The 17792-nt window shown below is 70.1% G+C and carries 16 protein-coding genes; 12 read left to right on the forward strand and 4 right to left on the reverse strand.

All coding sequences use genetic code 11. The features are described from left to right. The 4 genes from ACHZD8_RS08070 (at nt 1) to ACHZD8_RS08085 (ending at nt 2733) form a co-directional block, all read left to right on the forward strand. A complete protein-coding gene (locus ACHZD8_RS08070) occupies nt 1-447 on the forward strand; it encodes a PTS sugar transporter subunit IIA (RefSeq protein WP_394769702.1) in 447 nt (148 codons plus the stop codon). Beyond that, nucleotides 444-716: a PTS sugar transporter subunit IIB gene (locus tag ACHZD8_RS08075; RefSeq protein WP_394769703.1), complete on the forward strand. Its 273-nt coding sequence runs from the start codon at nt 444-446 to the stop codon at nt 714-716. The genes ACHZD8_RS08070 and ACHZD8_RS08075 overlap by 4 nt, the downstream gene beginning before the upstream one ends. Nucleotides 717-796: 80 nt before the next feature. Beyond that, entirely contained in the window at nt 797-1981 is a 1185-nt protein-coding gene (locus ACHZD8_RS08080; protein WP_394769704.1) for an adenosylhomocysteinase, read from the forward strand. Next, nucleotides 1978-2733, forward strand: coding sequence for an IclR family transcriptional regulator (locus ACHZD8_RS08085; RefSeq protein WP_394769705.1), 756 nt, complete (start codon nt 1978-1980; stop codon nt 2731-2733). The genes ACHZD8_RS08080 and ACHZD8_RS08085 overlap by 4 nt, the downstream gene beginning before the upstream one ends. A gap of 333 nt (nt 2734-3066) precedes the next feature. Here ACHZD8_RS08085 and ACHZD8_RS08090 read toward each other — a convergent pair whose 3' ends face one another. Beyond that, complete coding sequence (locus ACHZD8_RS08090; protein ID WP_394769706.1) at nt 3067-4731, reverse strand: phospho-sugar mutase; 1665 nt, start codon at nt 4729-4731, stop codon at nt 3067-3069. Then, a complete protein-coding gene (locus ACHZD8_RS08095) occupies nt 4728-5561 on the reverse strand; it encodes a purine-nucleoside phosphorylase (protein WP_394769707.1) in 834 nt (277 codons plus the stop codon). Before ACHZD8_RS08095 ends, ACHZD8_RS08090 begins: the two co-directional genes overlap by 4 nt. A 71-nt stretch (nt 5562-5632) precedes the next feature. Here ACHZD8_RS08095 and ACHZD8_RS08100 point away from each other — a divergent pair, with 71 nt between their 5' ends. The 4 genes from ACHZD8_RS08100 to kynU are packed head-to-tail and all read left to right on the forward strand — an operon-like array spanning nt 5633 to nt 10243. Next, nucleotides 5633-7069 carry an NAD(P)H-quinone dehydrogenase gene (locus tag ACHZD8_RS08100; protein ID WP_394769708.1) on the forward strand — a complete coding sequence of 479 codons (1437 nt, stop codon included), beginning with the start codon at nt 5633-5635 and terminating at the stop codon, nt 7067-7069. A gap of 32 nt (nt 7070-7101) precedes the next feature. After that, nucleotides 7102-7956, forward strand: a complete 855-nt coding sequence (gene kynA, locus ACHZD8_RS08105) for a tryptophan 2,3-dioxygenase (protein WP_394769709.1) — start codon at nt 7102-7104, stop codon at nt 7954-7956. Beyond that, nucleotides 7953-9005, forward strand: coding sequence for an amidohydrolase family protein (locus tag ACHZD8_RS08110; RefSeq protein WP_394769710.1), 1053 nt, complete (start codon nt 7953-7955; stop codon nt 9003-9005). The genes kynA and ACHZD8_RS08110 overlap by 4 nt, the downstream gene beginning before the upstream one ends. Further along, nucleotides 9002-10243 (forward strand): kynureninase, encoded by a 1242-nt coding sequence (kynU, locus tag ACHZD8_RS08115; protein WP_394769711.1) that lies wholly within the window; start codon nt 9002-9004, stop codon nt 10241-10243. Before ACHZD8_RS08110 ends, kynU begins: the two co-directional genes overlap by 4 nt. A gap of 24 nt (nt 10244-10267) precedes the next feature. On the opposite strand, the gene ACHZD8_RS08120 is transcribed toward kynU, so the two are convergent. Continuing rightward, nucleotides 10268-12025 (reverse strand): acetyl/propionyl/methylcrotonyl-CoA carboxylase subunit alpha, encoded by a 1758-nt coding sequence (locus ACHZD8_RS08120; protein WP_394769712.1) that lies wholly within the window; start codon nt 12023-12025, stop codon nt 10268-10270. 108 nt (nt 12026-12133) lie between these two features. Further along, complete coding sequence (locus ACHZD8_RS08125; RefSeq protein ID WP_394769721.1) at nt 12134-12760, reverse strand: Maf family protein; 627 nt, start codon at nt 12758-12760, stop codon at nt 12134-12136. A 65-nt stretch (nt 12761-12825) separates the two neighbouring features. Between ACHZD8_RS08125 and ACHZD8_RS08130 the strand changes: the two genes are divergently transcribed. The 4 genes from ACHZD8_RS08130 to ACHZD8_RS08145 all read left to right on the forward strand — a co-directional run bounded on the left by ACHZD8_RS08130 (nt 12826) and on the right by ACHZD8_RS08145 (nt 17271). Beyond that, the gene (locus ACHZD8_RS08130) at nt 12826-14115 is read left to right on the forward strand and encodes a class I SAM-dependent RNA methyltransferase (protein ID WP_394769713.1); all 1290 of its coding nucleotides are present in this window, start codon (nt 12826-12828) and stop codon (nt 14113-14115) included. Between the two features lie 141 nt (nt 14116-14256). Beyond that, complete coding sequence (locus tag ACHZD8_RS08135) at nt 14257-14958, forward strand: response regulator transcription factor (RefSeq protein WP_147784979.1); 702 nt, start codon at nt 14257-14259, stop codon at nt 14956-14958. Nucleotides 14959-15046: 88 nt separating this feature from the next. Continuing rightward, nucleotides 15047-16219, forward strand: coding sequence for a sensor histidine kinase (locus tag ACHZD8_RS08140; protein ID WP_394769715.1), 1173 nt, complete (start codon nt 15047-15049; stop codon nt 16217-16219). Beyond that, nucleotides 16216-17271 carry a hypothetical protein gene (locus ACHZD8_RS08145; protein WP_394769716.1) on the forward strand — a complete coding sequence of 352 codons (1056 nt, stop codon included), beginning with the start codon at nt 16216-16218 and terminating at the stop codon, nt 17269-17271. Before ACHZD8_RS08140 ends, ACHZD8_RS08145 begins: the two co-directional genes overlap by 4 nt. Nucleotides 17272-17792 lie beyond the last annotated feature (521 nt).

The raw sequence follows: 17792 nt of genomic DNA on the forward strand, positions 1-17792 counted from the left end.
ATGCCACTTCCGCCACTCTCCGAGTCGGCAATCATCCTGGGCGCGGACGCCGCAGACTGGCGTGAGGCCGTGCGCCTCGCCGGGCGCGCGCTGGCCGCCTCCGGTGCCGCGCGCCCCGGCTACGCGGACGAGATGATCCGCATGATCGACGAGCACGGACCGTATGTCGTGATCGCTCCGGGGCTCGCCCTCGCGCACGCGCGACCCGGCCCCGAGGTGCTCGCGGACGGCCTCGCTGTCGTGACGCTCGCCACGCCGGTGGCGTTCGGGCATCCGCACAACGACCCGGTGAGCGTGGTTCTCGGCCTCGCGATCAGCTCCGTGTCCGCGCACCTCGAGTCGATCGCGGAGCTCGCGAACGTCTTCAACGATTCGACGGCAATCGCGGACCTCGCGGCCGCGAAGACCGCCGACGAGGTCATGAGAATCATGGGGAGTTCAGAGTGAAGATCGTTGCCATCTGCGGCGCCGGCATCGGCAGTTCCGGAATCCTCAAGGTGAACGCCGAGCGGGTGCTGAAGCGGCTCGGCCTCGAGGCGGATGTCACGGCCGCCCACCTCGGCAGCCTGCTGACCGACGCCGCAGACGCCCAGATCATCCTGACGTCGGCGGAGTTCGTGGACGCGATCGGCAAGACCTTTGCCGACGTGATCGTGATCGAGAACTACTTCGACACCGACGAGTTGTCGCGCAAGCTCGAGGCCGCACTCGGCTAGTTTCACCTATAAAAGTCACGTTCATATGTGCAAGACTCTCTCCAGAGCCGGGTCAGGGGACCCGGCCGGAGGGAGTCCCCGTGGCCGAGCAGGTATCCGATCTCGTCGAGCGTGGCGAGAGGCGGCTCGAGTGGACGCGGTCGCGCATGCGGCTGCTCGCCGACGCCCGAACGGCCTTTGAGGCGTCCCGCCCGTTCGCCGGGCACCGGATCGGCGTCGCCATCCACCTCGAGCCGAAGACGGCGGTGCTGCTCGAGGTGCTCGCCGCCGGCGGTGCGGAGATCGTGGCGACCGGCAACCACGGCTCGACCCAGGACGACATCGTCGCGGTGCTGCGCGCCCGCGGGATGATCGTGCACGGCCGACGGGACGACACGATCGAGAAGCACCGCGACAACCTCGCGCGGGTGCTGGACGCGTCGCCCGACATCATCCTCGACAACGGCGCGGACCTCATCGCCGGTCTCGTCTCGCGAGGCACGGCCGGGTCGATCCTCGGGGGCACCGAGGAGACCACCTCCGGCGGCGACCGCCTGCGCGGCGAGCTCGAGGGCGCGGTGCCGTTCCCGGTGATCGTGATCAACGACAGCCCGCTGAAGGCGATCGGCGAGAACCGCCACGCCGTTGGCCAGTCCGTCGTGGAGAGCTTCATGCGCATCACCAACCTGATGATCCCCGGGCGCCGGTTCGTCGTGGCGGGCTACGGATGGTGCGGCCGCGGTGTCGCGCAGTACCTTCGGTCGCTCGGCGGGAGGGTCGCCGTCGCGGAGATCGACGAGCTCAAGGCCTTCGAGGCGGCGCTGGACGGGTACCGGGTGGCGCCCATGAGCGAGCTCGCCGGCTGGGGAAACACCTTCATCACCGCAACCGGCAGGCCCGGGGTGCTCGGGGCCGAGGAATTCGCCCTGATGGAGCCGGGCAGCGTGCTCGCCAACTGCGGGCACTTCGCCTGGGAGATCGATGTTCCGGCGCTCAAGGGGTCGGCGGCCGGCGTCGTCGCGGTGGACGACGCGATCGAGCGGGTCGAATTCGCGGATGGCCGACACGTGGTGCTCATCGCCGACGGACGGATGTTCAACCTGGCCGGGCGTGAGCCGAAGGGCAACTCGCTCGAGTCCATGGACCTCGGCTTCCTGCTCCAGGCGCTCTCGCTCGAACGGGTGGCCTCGGGGGCTGCCCTGCCGGCCGGTGCCCAGCCGGTGCCGGACGACCTCAACCGACTCATCGCGCGCCGGATGGTCTCCGCGATGTCGGCCTCGCGTTGACCGACACCCGCGCGCCCGACGCCCGAGCTCCTGAATACTCCGTACCCGCGCTCGACAAGGCCCTCGACATCCTGGAACTGCTCGCCGACACGGCCGGAGGCCTGAGCCAGGCCGCGATCGCCGAGGCGGTCGGTCGATCGGTCGGCCAGATCTTCCGGGTGCTGCAGACCCTCGAGTCGCGCGGCTACCTCCACCGGGACGGCGCATCGGGGCTCTACTTCTTCTCGATCATGACCTTCGAGCTCGCCCATCGGCACGACCCGGTGCGGGGCCTCCGTCAGGCGGCGCTGGGTCCGATGCGGCGGCTGAGCGATGACGTGCAGCAGTCCTGCAACCTCGGCATGCTCGAGGCCGGCCGCATCCTGATCCTCGCCCAGGTGGAGAGCCCGGCGAGTTTCGGCTTCCGGGTGCGCGTCGGCGCCGAGTTCCCGGTCGAGTCCACCGCGACCGGAGCCGTGCTCGTGGCGTGTGCGGCGCCGGGCGACAGGGACGCGATGCTCTCGACCGCCGCCGACCCCGCCTTCGCCGCGCGGGTCGCGCGGGTGGCCGAGCAGGGTTTCGAGCGGATGGCGGACAGCCTCCAGCCGGGGATCACCGACATCGTGTTTCCGCTGATCGGCGCATCAGGGGTCGCGCTGGCGGCGCTCACGGTGCCCTACGTCGCGACGACCTTCAGCGGCGCGCGGGCGCAGTTCGTGGAGGAGCGGGCGCGGGCCGCGGCGGCCGAGATCTCGGCGGCGCTCGGCGCGTAGCGCGGCTCTCGTCCGGCTCGCTCGCGTTGTGCAGGACACTGCTCATTGTGCAGGACACCCCTCGATGTGCAGGACGCTGCCGGTGGTCTGGGCGCACGCTCCGACAGGCTCTGGTTGTGCAGGACACCCCCGACTGCGGTTGTCAGTGAGCAAGCGCGTGCTGCGTGACCCGCGGGAGTCGAATTGTGGGGCAGCCGTCCTGCACAAGATGTCCTGCACAACCAGAGTCTGTGGAGCGAGTCCCCGTGGTGGGGACGCGTCATGAACAAGGAGTGCGCGTCCTGAACAACGAGTGCTTGTCCTGCAGCACGAGCGCGGCGGGAGGCGGCGCCCTCAGGAAACGAGCGGACGCACGGCGGCCTCGAGCGCGGCGACCCGGCGTGCGGCCTCCGCGATCCTCTCGTCCGCCGAGCCGGAGGCGCTCGACGCGTCGATGTACACCTTCACCTTGGGCTCCGTGCCGCTCGGTCGCACGATCACCCGAGAGCCATCCTCCAGCCAGAGGCGCAGGATGTCGCCGGGCGGAAACTGCTCGAAGCCGTTGGCGAAGTCGTCGATCTGGCTCACGGCGGTGGCGCCGAGTCGCTCCGGCGGGTTGGCCCGAAGCCTGGCCATGATGCGCGGGATGTCGGCGAGATCCGACACGCGGATCGAGACCTGGGCGGAGGCGAAGGCGCCGAATCGGTCGGCGAAGTCGCGACGGTGCTGCGCGAAGGTCGTGCCCGAGCTCTTCAACTCCGCGAAGAGGGCCAGGAAGTCGAGGGCGGCCGAGATGCCGTCCTTGTCGCGCACCTTGTCCGGGTCGACCAGGTAGCCGAGGGCCTCCTCGTATCCGTAGGAGATGCCGGGGACCCGCGAGACCCACTTGAAGCCGGTGAGCGTGTCGGCGTACTCGAGGCGATACTCCCGCGCCACGGCCGCCAGTGCGGGGGAGCTCACGATCGAGGCGACGAGCACGCCCTCCGGTCCGCTCGCGGTGATCCGCTCGGCGGCGCGCCAGCCGAGCAGCGCGCCGACCTCGTTGCCGCTGAGCCGCTCCCAGCCCCCGGACGAGTCGGGGACGGCCACGGCGAGACGGTCGGCATCCGGGTCGTTCGCGATCACGAGTTCGGCACCCACCCGGGAGGCGAGTTCGAAGGCGAGGTCAAGCGCCCCAGGCTCCTCCGGATTGGGGAAGGCGACGGTGGGGAAGTCGGCGTCCGGCTCGATCTGCTCGGTCACGATCACCGGGGCGCCGAATCCGGCGCGCACGAACACCCGGTGGGCCGTCTCGTAGCCGACACCGTGCAGGGCCGTGTAGACGAAGAGGGGACGCACAGCCGGGGCGGAGACGAGAGCCGCGGTGCGTCGGACGTATTCGTCGAGAACTTCCTCGCCCGCCACCTCGAAGTCGGTGGACCTGGGCAGATCGAGCACGTTCTTCTCGGCCGCGACCCGCAGGATCTGCTCGGCGATGGCGGCATCCGACGGTGGCACGATCTGGGAGCCGTTGTCGTCGCCGCCGAGGTAGACCTTGTAGCCGTTGTCGCGCGGCGGGTTGTGGCTCGCCGTGACCATGACCCCGGCGCTCACTTCGAAGTGACGCACCGCGAAGGCGAGCACGGGGGTGGGGAGGAGCCGGGGAAGCAGGATCGCCCGCACGCCGGCGCCGGCCATCAACTCCGCCGTGTCCACCGCGAACACCCGAGAGTTCTTGCGGCCGTCGTAGCCGATCACGACGCTCGGGTGCTCCTCGCGGGACACCAGGAAGGCGGCGAGCCCGGCGGCCGCCTGGGCGACGAGCACGCGGTTCATCCGGTTGGAGCCGGCCTCGATCCGGCCGCGGAGCCCGGCGGTGCCGAACTCGAGCCTCGTGTCGAAACGATCGTGCAGTTCGGCGGTGGCCCCGGCGTCGCCGGTTGAGGCCGCGGCGACCAGGGCGGAGAGCTCCTCGCGCGTCTCCGCGTCCGGATCCTGCTCGAGCCAGGCCCTGGCGGCCTCGATGACGTCCCTGGTCACAGCTCGGCCACGATGCGAGCGAGCAGGGCGCTGATCACCGGCTCGGCCGAACGGCCGGCGTCGAGCACTTCCTCGTGGCTCAGCGGAGTCTTCTGGATGCCCGCGGCGAGATTCGTGATGAGCGAGAGCCCCAGGATCTCCATGCCGGACTGCCGCGCGGCGATCGCCTCGAGCGCCGTCGACATGCCGACGATGTGACCGCCGATCGCCTTCGCCATCTGCACCTCCGCCGGAGTCTCGTAGTGCGGTCCGCGGAACTGCGTGTAGACGCCCTCGTCGAGCGAGGGCTCGACGCCCCTCGCCACGGCCCGCAGCCGCGCGGAGTAGAGGTCGGTGAGGTCGATGAAGGTGGCGCCCTCGAGGGGCGAGTCCGCGGTGAGGTTGATGTGGTCGCTGATCAGCACCGGGGTGCCCGGCGTCCAGGTCTCGCGGATGCCGCCAGCGCCGTTGGTGAGGATCATGACCTTCGCGCCAGCCGCGGCGGCGGTGCGCACGCTGTGTACGACGCGGCGCACGCCGTGACCCTCGTAGTAGTGCGTCCTCGCGCCGATCACGAGCGCGCGCTTGCCGCTGGGGAGCAGCACGGAACGCAGGCTGCCGACGTGCCCCTCGAGCGCGGGCTTGCTGAATCCGGTGACCTCGTGCGCCGGGATCGTGGCCGTGGTCTCGCCGATCAGGTCGGCGGCCTTGCCCCAGCCGCTGCCCAGGGTGAGCGCGATGTCGTGCTGCTTGACCCCCGTGCGCTCGGCGATTTCGAATGCGGCCATCGCCGCGATCGAGAACGGGTCGTTTGCGGGGTCGTCGAGAAGATTCGGGTGCGTCGTCGCCATGATCCCACTCTATTGGTCCGCCTCGCCGCGGACGGTTTGGCTGGCCTCCCGCAACACGGGAGAATAGGCCCATGTCCTATGAGTTCGAGCGCAAGCAGCGCATCGCCGTCGTTGGTGGCGGACCGGGTGGTTACGAAGCGGCGCTCACCGGGGCCCAGATGGGTGCCGAGGTCACGGTCGTCGAGCGCGTCGGGGTGGGCGGCTCGGCCGTACTCACCGACGTCGTGCCGTCGAAGACGCTGATCGCCACGGCCGAGGCCGCGAACGCGATCGGCGAGGCCGCCGACCTGGGCGTGCAGTTCTTCACCCGCGGGGAGTCCGGGCGACCGGTGCGGCCCGAGGTCACGGTGAATCTCGCCGCCGTCAACCAGCGGCTGTTGCGCCTCGCCCGCCAGCAGTCGGAGGACATGAAGTCCCAGCTGATCAAGGCCGGCGTGCGCGTTATCCAGGGCGACGGTCGGCTCGACGGCCCCAACACGGTGATCGTGTCCACGGGCAAGGGCAAGACGAGCACCGACTTCGACGAGATCCAGGCCGACACCATCGTCGTCTCCGTGGGGGCCAGCCCCCGCATCCTGCCCTCGGCGAAGCCGGACGGCGAACGCATCTTCACCTGGACGCAGCTCTACACGCTCCAGGAGACGCCGGAGCACCTCATCGTCGTCGGCTCCGGTGTCACGGGGGCCGAGTTCGCCTCCGCCTTCACCGCCCTCGGCTCGAAGGTCACCCTCATCTCCAGCCGCGACCAGGTTCTGCCCGGCGAGGACGCGGATGCCGCGCGCGTGCTCGAGGACGTCTTCAAGCGCAACGGCATGACCGTGCTCTCCAAGTCCCGCGCCGACTCGATCAAGCGCACCAAGGACGGCGTGATCGCCACCCTGAGCGACGGCCGCACCGTGGAGGGCAGCCACTGCCTGATGGCCGTCGGCTCGGTGCCGAACACGGCGGGAATCGGCCTCGCGGAGGCCGGCGTGCAGCTCACCGACTCCGGCCACATCCGGGTCAACCGCGTCGCCCGCACCTCGATGCCGTCGATCTACGCGGCCGGCGACTGCTCGGACTTCCTGCCCCTCGCCTCGGTGGCGTCGATGCAGGGTCGCACGGCCGTCTTCCACGCCATGGGCGACGCCGTGAACCCCACAGAGCTGCGCAACGTCGCCTCCAACATCTTCACCCAGCCGGAGATCGCGACGGTCGGCTGGACCCAGAAGCAGATCGAAGACGGAATCGCCCAGGGCGAGATCTACAAGCTGCCGCTCGCGTCCAACCCGCGGGCCAAGATGATGGGCATCAAGGACGGCTTCGTCAAGCTGTTCGCCCGCACCGGATCGGGCACCGTGATCGGGGGAGTGATCGTCGCGCCCCGCGCGTCCGAGCTCATCCTGCCGATCGCGATCGCGGTCGAGCACCGGCTCACGGTGGACCAGGTGGCGCGTGCCTTCGCCGTCTACCCCTCGCTCTCCGACTCCATCACGGATGCCGCCCGCGCGATGCACATCGTCAACTGACGACGGCGTCAACCAAGCAGAACGGAGGGCTGGTGAGCATCGAAGACAACACGAGGCCGATCGAGCCGGGCATCGTCACCGACTTCGCCGGGCGGATGAGCTACGGGTCGTACCTGGCGCTCGACGAGCTTCTCGGCGCGCAGCGCCCGCTCAGCGTCCCCGAGCATCACGACGAGATGCTGTTCATCATCCAGCACCAGACGAGCGAACTTTGGATCAAGCTCCTGCTGCACGAGCTCAGGTCGGCGCGCGAGCTGCTCAAGGCCGACGACCTCGGCACCGCCCTCAAGCGCATCGCCAGGGTCAAGCACATCCAGGAGACGCTCACCCAGCAGTGGTCGGTGCTCGCCACCCTCACCCCCACCGAGTACGCCCAGTTCCGCGACTCCCTCGCCAACGCCTCCGGGTTCCAGTCTCACCAGTACCGCGCCGTCGAGTTCATCCTCGGCAACAAGAACGCCAAGGTGCTCGCCGTGTTCGACAGCGACCCGGCCGCCCGGCAGGTGCTCGCCGACCTGCTCGACGAACCGAGCCTCTACGACGAGTTCCTGCGCTTCCTGCACCGGCAGGGGCATGAGGTGCCGGTCAGCGTGCTCGAGCGGGACGTGACGAAGGCGTACACCTTCACGCCCGAGCTCGTGCCGGTGTTCACGGCGATCTACGACTCGGCCGACGAGAACTGGCGCGTGTACGAGGCCTGCGAGGAGCTCGTCGACCTCGAGGACAACTTCCAGTTCTGGCGGTTCCGGCATCTGCGCACCGTGCAGCGCACGATCGGCATGAAGCGGGGCACCGGCGGGTCGAGCGGCGTCGGTTTTCTCCAACGCGCGCTCGACCTCACCTTCTTTCCGGAACTCTTCGCGGTTCGCACCGAAATCGGCCGGTGAACGCCGACGCCTCCGCCGCCGCCGACCCGATCCGGGTCGACGAGGTGTGGTGGGGCGGATGGCGCGGCCCGAGCCTGCTGCGGGTGCGGGCCGGCGCGCTCGAGTACCTGTCGCCCGCCGGTTCCGCGCACCATGCCGGGCCTCGGCTGGCCGGAACGATCCTGCCCGGTTTCGTCGACTCGCACGTTCACCTCGGCCTGGTCGACCCCGGCGGCCTCGTGCCCGGCGGCATCTCCCGGGTGGTCGACCTCGGCTGGGATCCGGCCGTCGCATCGGGGTGGGCCGGTTCGAACGGGCCGGACGCCGTCGAGGTGGAGTTCGCGGGCGCCTTCCTGACCGCCCCCGGCGGGTATCCGAGCGATCGATCGTGGGCCCCGCCGCGGGCGGTTCGGGAGCTGTCGACCGGCGCCGGGGCGTCGGCCGCCGTCGCGGAGATGGTCGGCTTCGGGGCGAGCGTGATCAAGATCGCGCTCAACAGCACGGCCGGGCCGGTCTGGTCGGATGCCCTGCTCGCGACCGTGGTCTCCGCCGCGCACGCGGCAGGACTGCCCGTGGTCGCCCACGCCGAGGGGCCGGGCCAGGCGATGCGGGCCGTCGCCGCCGGCGTGGACACGCTCGCGCACACCCCGTGGACCGAGCGCCTCACCGATGACGAGGTCGCCGCCTCCGCCGCGCGCTGCGCGTGGACGAGCACCCTCGACATCCATGGAAGGGGCGACCGCGGCCGGGGCGACCGCGGCCGGGCCTACGAGACCGCCGTCGACAACCTCGGTCGGTTCGCCGCCCGAGGCGGCCGGGTGCTCTACGGCACCGACCTCGGCAACGGCCCCCTGCCGGTGGGCCTCAACGCCCGCGAGCTCGCGGCGCTCGGCGAGGCCGGGCTGTCGACCGGCGACCTGGTCCGCGCGCTCACCCGGTCATCCGGTAGCTTCGGAGCACGCTTCACCTGGATCCCCGGAGAGGTCGCGCCGGGCGGCCGGGAGGGCGCGAGCTGGCTGTCGACCGCGTCGGTCGTTTCGCTCGTTACGTTGGAGGAGATCTACACATGAGCACGCCACTGGATTCATCAGACTTCGCCGGTCGGGCGGCGCAGCTCGACCGCACCGACCCGCTCGGGCGGTTCGCCGCGGAATTCGCGCCGAGCGACGACGTCGTCGCCTATCTCGACGGCAACTCGCTCGGCCGCCCGCTCCGAGTCACCGGCGACCGGTTCGCGTCCTTCCTCGAGCGCGAATGGGGCGACCGCCTCATCCGGTCGTGGGACGAACGGTGGATGGACCTCCCGCTCGCCCTCGGCGACCGGATCGGCTCGCTCACCCTCGGCGCCGAGCCCGGCCAGACGGTGGTCGCCGACTCGACGACGGTGCTGCTCTACAAGCTCATCCGCGCGGCCGTGGATGCCCGCCCCGGACGCACCGAGATCGTGGTCGACGACGACAACTTTCCCACCGACCGGTTCGTGCTCGAGGGGGTGGCCGCCGAACGCGGGATGACCCTGCGCTGGATCACGGTGGACAGGGAGCGGGGCGTGACCGTCGAACAGGTGCGCGATTCCGTCTCCGCAGCGACCGCCCTCGTGGTGCTCAGCCACGTGGCCTATCGCTCCGGCTACCTCGCCGACGCCCAGGCGATCACGCAGGAGGTGCATTCGGCCGGGGCGCTCGTGCTCTGGGACCTCTGCCACTCGGCGGGGGTCGTGCCCACCGAGCTCGACGAATGGGGTGTGGACATCGCCGTCGGCTGCACGTACAAGTACCTGAACGGCGGGCCGGGGTCTCCGGCCTTCGCCTACGTGCGGCGGGAGCTGCAGAACGAGCTGCGGCAGCCGATCTGGGGCTGGATGGGGGCCAGCGACGTCTTCGCGATGGCACCGGAGTACACGCCGGCCGTCGGCATGCGGCGCTTCATCAGCGGCACCCCGCCGGTGGTCGGGATGCTCGCCATGCAAGACATGCTCGACCTCATCGAGCGGGCGGGACTCGGCGACATCCGGGAGAAGTCCCTGCTGCTCACCGACTTCACGCTCGACATCGTCGACGCGTGGCTCGCGCCGCTCGGCGTCACCGTGGCGACTCCCCGCGAGCCGGAGCGCCGGGGAAGCCACGTCACGATCCGGCACGAGAGCTTCCGAGCGGTGACCGCCGAGCTCTGGGCCCGGGGCGTGATCCCGGACTTCCGGGCGCCGGACGGCATCCGGATCGGGCTGTCGCCGCTCAGCACGACCTTCGCCGAGCTGCTCGCCGGACTGGCCGCGATCCGGCAGGCGCTGGACCCGGCCGCGGGCTGATCGGCGCCGGCGGGGCGCCCCGCGTCAGCTCGCGATGTCGAGCAGCAGGTAACCGGACGACACGGTTGCGCCCACCGCGGCGTTGACGTTCGCGATGGTGCCGTCCTTGTGCGCGGTGATCGGCTGCTCCATCTTCATCGCCTCGAGCACGAGGATGAGGTCGCCCTTGACGACGACGTCGCCCTCCGCGACCGCGAGCTTGACGATCGTGGACTGCATGGGGGCCTTCACCGAGTCCCCGGTGGCGGTGACGACCGCTCCGGCTCCTCCGCGGCGCCTGGGGGCCGGTCCGAGGGCGGCGCTCCCGGCCGACGCGGCGACGAGACGCGCGGGCAGGCTCACCTCGATGCGCTTGCCGTCCACCTCCACGACGACGCTGCGCCGGGGCGCGGCCGCCGGGGTGTCGGCGAGCGACCCGCTCCAGGGCTCGATGTCGTTCACGAACTCGGTCTCGATCCAGCGGGTGTAGATGCTGAACGGCTCCGAGGTGAACGCGGGGTCGCGCACGATCTTGCGGTGGAAGGGCAGCACGGTGGGCAGCCCGGCGACCTCGAACTCGTCGAGGGCGCGACGGGAACGCTCGAGCGCGTCCTCGCGGGACGAGCCGGTCACGATGAGCTTGGCCAGCAGCGAGTCGAAGGCGCCGCTGATCACGTCTCCCGTGGTCACTCCGCTGTCGACGCGCACCCCGGGTCCGCCGGGGAAGCGGAGGGCGTGGACCGGCCCGGGTGCCGGGAAGAAGTTGCGGCCGGCATCCTCGCCGTTGATGCGGAATTCGAAGGAGTGCCCCTCGGCCACCGGGTCGTCATAGTCCAGGGCGCCGCCCTCGGCCAGCCGGAACTGTTCGCGCACCAGGTCGATGCCCGTGACCTCCTCGGACACCGGATGCTCAACCTGCAGTCGCGTGTTCACCTCCAGGAAGGAGATTGTGCCGTCCTTGGCGACGAGGAACTCGCAGGTGCCGGCACCGAGGTATCCGACCTCCTTGAGGATCGCCTTGGATGCCGAGTAAAGCAGGGCGTTCTGTCCGTCGGTGAGGAAGGGCGCCGGCGCCTCCTCCACGAGCTTCTGGTGGCGTCGCTGCAGCGAACAGTCGCGGGTGGAGACCACCACGACCTTGCCGTAGGCGTCCGCGAGGCACTGGGTCTCGACGTGGCGCGGCTGGTCGAGGTACTTCTCCACGAAGCACTCTCCTCGGCCGAACGCGGCGATGGCCTCGCGGGTCGCGGAGTCGAACAGCTCGGGGATCTCCTCGCGCGTGCGAGCCACCTTGAGGCCTCGGCCGCCTCCACCGAAGGCCGCCTTGATGGCGACGGGAAGACCGTGGATGTCCACGAAGTCCAGCACCTCCTGGGCGCCGGAGACCGGGTTGAGGGTGCCGGGGGCGAGGGGCGCCCCCACCTTCTCCGCGATGTGGCGGGCGGACACCTTGTCGCCGAGCTTCTCGATCGCGTCGGGCGACGGCCCGATCCAGATCAGGCCGGCGTCGATCACGGAACGCGCGAACTCCGCGTTCTCGGCGAGGAACCCGTAGCCGGGATGCACGGCGTTTGCACCGGCTCGCCGAGCGATCGAGAGGATCTTGTCCGCCCGCAGGTAGGTGTCGGCGCTCGTGGCGCCATCGAGAGCATACGCCTCGTCGGCGAGCTTGACGTGCCTCGCGTCGCGATCCTGGTCGGCATAGACGGCGACCGCGGGTATCCCCGCGTCCTTCGCCGCCCGGATGACTCGGACGGCGATTTCGCCTCGGTTAGCGATCAGGAGCTTCGTGATGCGGGGCATAGTTCTTTAGCCTATTGGTCAGGACGGGTGCGCCTTTGGCGGTGGGCTACAAAAAAGGCGGATGGCGCGGTGAGGTCCTCTACAACCGGGCCCGGTCATCGGCGGCCGCTACCGGTTCCACAGCGAGGGCCAGGAAACGTCGAACTCGAGGAACAGGGAACGCAGGGTGGAGAGCGAAAGCCCGACAACGGCGTGCGGGTCGCCGTCGACCGCCGTGATGAATGGTGCGCCCAGACTGTCGATCGTGAAGGCGCCGGCCACCTGAAGCGGTTCGCCGGTGCCGATGTATTCGTCGATCTCGTGGTCGGAGATGTCGTTCGCGAAGGTCACCCCGGCGGTGGCCACTGCGCCCGTGGCGCGTCGAATCTCGCCCCCGCGGTGATCGATGAGCCAGTGCCCGGAGTGCAGATGGCCGGTGCGACCGCGCTGCAGCAGCCACCGTTCGCGGGCCACCTCCGGGCGGTGTGGCTTGCCGTAGACGATGCCATCGAGTTCGAACGCCGAGTCGCCGCCGAGGATGAACCCGTCGATCGGTGCGGCGTCCACGAGCTGGCCAGTCACGGCCTCGGCCTTGGCGCGTGCCAGCAGCAGCACCATCTCGCTCGGGGTGAGGGGCCCGGCGGCGGCGACCGCGGCATCCTCGTCCACCAGGGAGGGGAGCACCGCCGGTTCTACGCCGGCGGCCCGCAGGGTGGCGAGTCGCGCGGGCGAGGTCGATGCGAGGTAGAGACGCACTGGCGCTTTCGTCACGAAGGTCGCTCCCGGGGAATGTCCTGGCCGCTCTGTGGCAAGCTCGGGGGATGGGTGAAATGCAGGGAAAGAGTGTCGAGATCGAGGTTACCAACGTAGCCCACGGCGGTGTGGCGGTCGCCCGCCACGAGGGCCGGGTGATCTTCGTGAGTGACGCCATTCCGGGCGAACGCGTGCTCGCCCGCATCACCGAGGACTCGAAGAAGTCGTTCTGGCGGGCCGAGACGCTCTCGGTGATCACCGCCTCCGAGCATCGCCGACCGCACGTCTGGGCCGCCGCGTCGATCGATCGCGCGCCGGAGGACCGGGCGGGCGGCGCCGAGTTCGGCCACATCGACATCTCCCACCAGCGCGAGCTGAAGCGTCAGGTGCTCGCCGACTCGCTCTCGCGCATGGCCGGGGTGACCACGGAGGCCACCGTGGAGGCGCTTCCGGGGGCCGACAACGGCACGGGATGGCGCACTCGCGTGCGACTGCAGGTGGCCGAAGACGGCACGCCTGGTCCGTACGCCGCACGATCCCACCGCGTGATTCCCGTGACCGACCTGCCTCTCGCCATCCCGGCGCTCGCCGCGATCGCCCCCCTCGACGAGAAGTTCCCGGGCTCCGCCCACGTGGACATCGTGGTGCCGTCGGTGGGCAACCCGTTCGTGCTGGCCGGAGGAGCGACGAACGCCGACCGGGCCGGCTCCGACAAGGCCAGCTCCGACAAGGGGAGAACGGACCGGGGCCGCGCGCATCGCATCACGGAGCGAGTGGGGGAGCGCGAATTCCGCCTCGACGCCCGAGGCTTCTGGCAGGTGCACCAGCACGCCGCGGAGACCCTCACGCTGGCCGTGCAGGATGCCGTCGACGAGTCGCTCTTCGACCCGAGGGCGTCCAACCTCGACCTCTACGGCGGGGTCGGCCTGCTCGCCGCCGCCGTCGGCGACCGTTTCGGCAATCACGTGCGGATCACGACGGTGGAGAGCGACTCGCTGGCCACCGACCACGCCGCCGAGAACCTCGTGGAGTGGACCGGTGCCGCGGCGGTGACCGCGCGGGTCGAGCAGTTCCTCCGCGGGCTCGGGGCCACGGCCGGGGCGCACGAGCGGGACAGTCTGCGTCGGGGCACCGTGATCCTCGACCCGCCGCGGTCCGGCGCCGGCAAGGAGGTCGTCGCCGAGCTGGTGGCCCTCGGGCCGGCCCAGATCGTCTATGTGGCCTGCGACCCCGTCGCGCTCGCCCGCGACGTTGCCCTCTTCGCGGCAGGCGGATACGAGCTCAGCAGCCTTCGCGCCTTCGACCTGTTCCCGAACACCCATCACGTCGAGGCCGTCGCCACCCTGACCCGCGGTTGACGGTCTCCGCTGACGGCACTCGGCGGAATCGTGACCCGTTACCGTCATGGCGCGTCTCTAGCGCCTGTGGAGAGTCCGCGAGCATTACCATTGGGTCAGGAACAGCTGGGTTTCAGAACAACGGCGCAGACAGGATCGGCCATGGAGCAGACCACGATCGATGAGCCGCGAGCCAGCGCGCGCCCAACCGGCGTGCGCGTCTCGGTGGTGGACGACCACGAATCGGTGCGACTCGGTTTGAAGGCGGCCTGCATCGACGCCGGATTCGACTTCATTCTCGCCGCGGCATCCGTGCAGGAATTCGTCGACAACCTCAACGGCCGCGAGAACGACGTGGTCGTACTCGACCTCTCGCTCGGCGACGGCTCGACGGTCACCGAGAACGTGAAGCGAGTGCAGGCCACCGGCTCCGCGGTGCTGATCCACAGCATCGCCGACCGCGTCGCCTCGGTTCGGGAGGCGCTCGCCGCCGGGGCCGCCGGGGTCATTCCCAAGTCGTCGGCCACCAAGACGGTCATGTCGGCGGTGGAGACCGTGGCTCGAGGCGAGGTGCTCAACAACCTCGAGTGGGCGACGGCCATCGACGCCGACCGCGACTTCGCGAAGGCACAACTCGGCAGGCGAGAGCGGGAGATCCTGCACCTCTACGCCTCTGGCCTGCCGCTCAAGCTCGCCGCGCAACAGCTCGGCATCGGGTATTCGACCGCCCGCGAGTATCTCGATCGAATTCGCGTGAAGTACGTGGAGGTCGGTCGCCCGGCCCCCACCAAGGTCGATCTGCTTCGCAGGGCCGTCGAAGACGGCATCCTTCCGGGCCTGGACCCGGATGCCGATGGCCGCTAGGTCGGCACCGGATCCGGCTGAGGCCCTCGGCAGACAGCCTCACAATCCGATCAGTCGCCGACAGATCGAAACCGTCGTCTCGCGCTCCGTGGCGATAATCGGACTCGTGTTCGGCGCTCAATCGGTGCCGGTGGTTCTCGATCAGTTGCCGCGCATGCAGCAGGCGTTCGCGTCGCTCATGATCGTGGCGATCTTCGGCGGCATCCTCGCCGCCGTCGTCGCGTCCTTCGCCCGCAAGTTCGTGCGGGCCGTTAACGCCTACATCGCCTTCGCCTTCCTCGCCGCCCTGGTGAGCTGGCCGTTCGTCGCGATGGACCCGACCAGGGTCGAGCCGGACCGGCCGTGGTTGTGGCTGCTGGTGACCGTGGCGACCTCCGCCGCCGCCGTGGCCCTGAGCACCTGGGCAGCCACCGTCTACCTGTTCGTCGCGCCGATCCTCTACGGAATCGTGCGGATCACGCCGTCCGGGGGCGGCAAGAGCTGGGAATCCGCGGCCCTCGACACGGCGTACGCGATCATCCTCGGCGGCGGCGTGCTCATCCTCATCACCCTGCTCAGACAGGCCGCGGCCTCGGTGGATGCCGCCCAGGTGGCGGCCCTCGAGCGTTACGCCCATGCCGTGCGGCAGCACGCGACGGAGGTCGAGCGGGTGCAGGTCGACTCGATCGTGCACGACAGCGTGCTCACCACCCTGCTCTCCGCGGCCCGCGCGTACACGCCGGAGGCGAAGGACCTCGCCACCCGCATGGCGCGCAACGCGATCGGGCACCTCAGAGACGCGGCGGAGACGTCGCCGGATGACGACGCCACCATGAGCATGGACCAGCTCGCCCACCGGATCATGGGCGCCACCTCCACGCTCTCCGCGCCATTCGAGCTTCGCGCCCAGCAGGTCGGCACCGGGATCATCTCCGTGCAGTCCGCGGAGGCCGTCTATTCGGCCTCGGTGCAGGCGATGGTCAACAGCCTCCAGCACGCCGGCCACGGACCGGACGTGACGCGCTGGCTCTCCATCGAGGAGGGCGAGTCCGGCGGCATCCGGGTGGAGGTCGGCGACACGGGAGCCGGATTCGCGGTCGAAACCGTTCCCAGCGAGCGACTCGGCCTCCGGGTCTCGATCATGGAGCGGGTGGCGAACGCCGGCGGCATGGTGGAGATCGAGTCTCACGCCGGGGAGGGCACCGTCATCCGCATCCTGTGGCCGAGGCCATCGACGGCGTCGACCCTCGCGGACGCGGGCTGGGAGCAGGTGGCGTCGTGAACATCACCGTCCCCCGCTACCTGATCATCGGCCTCGCCGCGATCTTCTCCGCCTACCACCTGCTGCTCGCGAGCGTGTCCATCGATGTGCCCCGAGAGAAGGGGCCGTATGTGGCGGCGATGCTCCTCTACGCGATCGCCACCATCGCGAGCCTCTGGCCGTCCAGGACCGCGCGGCTGCCGCTCTGGCTCGCCGCGTTCAACGCCGTGGTCGCCATCGTAGTTCCCCTGCTCGTCACGAGCCAGCTCAACAAGGTGGTCGGTGACAGCTACGCGGCCTGGCACACCGCGGCCATCGGAACGCTCATGGTGATCACCTCGACGCGGCGTCGGCACACCTTCGCCTGGATCGGCACCGGCGCGCTCATCGTGGAGACTATCGCGTGGTCCGGTGTCGGCGGCCTACTCGCCTACGGGGTCATCGGCAGCACGGCCTGGGTGGCCGTCTCCCATGCGCTCTCGCTGTCGCTCGCCAAGGCCAGCCGGGACACCCGCCAATACGCCCTCGCCGAACGCGAAGCCGTGGAGTGGCGGGCGGCGCAGGAGGCACACGTGTCCGAGCGCCAGTTCCGTCTCGGCCAGACCAGCCGGATGTCCCTGCCGATGCTGCAGAGGATCGTCTCCGTGGGCGGGGAGCTCACCGAGGCGCAACGGCGGGAGTGCCTGTACCTTGAGGGCGCCATCCGCGACGAGATCCGCGGCCGGAAGCTGCTCAACGACCGGGTTCGCGAGCAGGTGATGGTGGCCAGGCGCAAGGGGACCACGGTGACCCTTCTCGACGAGGGCGGCATCGACGACCTGGACGACGACGAACTCGAGAGGGTGCTCAACCGTCTCGCCGAGGCCATCCGCGACACCCAGACTGGCAAGCTCATCGCCCGCACGGTGCCGGAGGGCTCGGACATCGCGGTGACGGTGGTCGGCCTCTCGTCCAGCGACGATGGCCACGCGAGCGCGCTCGGCAGCCACGGAGTGGACGACGAGGAGGACGAGGTGGACCTCTGGCTGGAGATTCCCCGCGTCGCCGCGCGAGAGCACAGCAGCACCCTGTAGCGTCCCGCGCGCTTTCCGCGCCTCGCGTCTCTGCGCACACGCGTCTCTGCGCACATGCGTTTCTTCGGCCTCGCGTCTCTCCGGAGGTTCGTGTTGGAGTCGGCGGACTGGCCCGTGGATGCGGGCATCTCCGGCGCGTCTGGTCAGCGGATGTCCGAATCCTCCGGAGAAACGCGAGGCCGGGCAGGTTGGTCGGGCGCATCCTCGGGCCGGCGACGCCGCGCCTACAGCCGCTCAGCGGTCGCGTTTCTCCGGAGGTTCGTGTTGGCGTCGGCGGACTGACCCGTGGATGCGGGCATCTCCGGCGCGTCTGGTCAGCGGATGTCCGAATCCTCCGGAGAAACGCGAGGCCGGAGAGACGGGCCTCCGGAGAAACGCGTGTGCGAAGAAACGCGTGTGCGGACGGGCGCAGAAACGCGAGGCGGCAGAAGCGCGTGTGCGGAGAAACGAGCCGGACGCGAAAACGGGACCGGCCCGAAGGCCGATCCCGTTTCGAAGCCCCGGGTCAGGGCGATAACCCG

The organism is Lacisediminihabitans sp. (genome assembly GCF_043726815.1).
Taxonomy (GTDB): domain Bacteria; phylum Actinomycetota; class Actinomycetes; order Actinomycetales; family Microbacteriaceae; genus Lacisediminihabitans.

What these genes read in the sequence shown, in the direction of transcription:
- kynU (WP_394769711.1), top strand. Translation starts at nt 9,002, where the DNA reads ATGAGCACGCCACTGGATTCATCAGACTTCGCCGGTCGGGCGGCGCAG.
- ACHZD8_RS08130 (WP_394769713.1), top strand. Translation starts at nt 12,826, where the DNA reads ATGGGTGAAATGCAGGGAAAGAGTGTCGAGATCGAGGTTACCAACGTA.
- ACHZD8_RS08120 (WP_394769712.1), bottom strand. Translation starts at nt 12,025, where the DNA reads ATGCCCCGCATCACGAAGCTCCTGATCGCTAACCGAGGCGAAATCGCC.
- ACHZD8_RS08095 (WP_394769707.1), bottom strand. Translation starts at nt 5,561, where the DNA reads ATGGCGACGACGCACCCGAATCTTCTCGACGACCCCGCAAACGACCCG.
- ACHZD8_RS08070 (WP_394769702.1), top strand. Translation starts at nt 1, where the DNA reads ATGCCACTTCCGCCACTCTCCGAGTCGGCAATCATCCTGGGCGCGGAC.
- ACHZD8_RS08135 (WP_147784979.1), top strand. Translation starts at nt 14,257, where the DNA reads ATGGAGCAGACCACGATCGATGAGCCGCGAGCCAGCGCGCGCCCAACC.
- ACHZD8_RS08100 (WP_394769708.1), top strand. Translation starts at nt 5,633, where the DNA reads ATGTCCTATGAGTTCGAGCGCAAGCAGCGCATCGCCGTCGTTGGTGGC.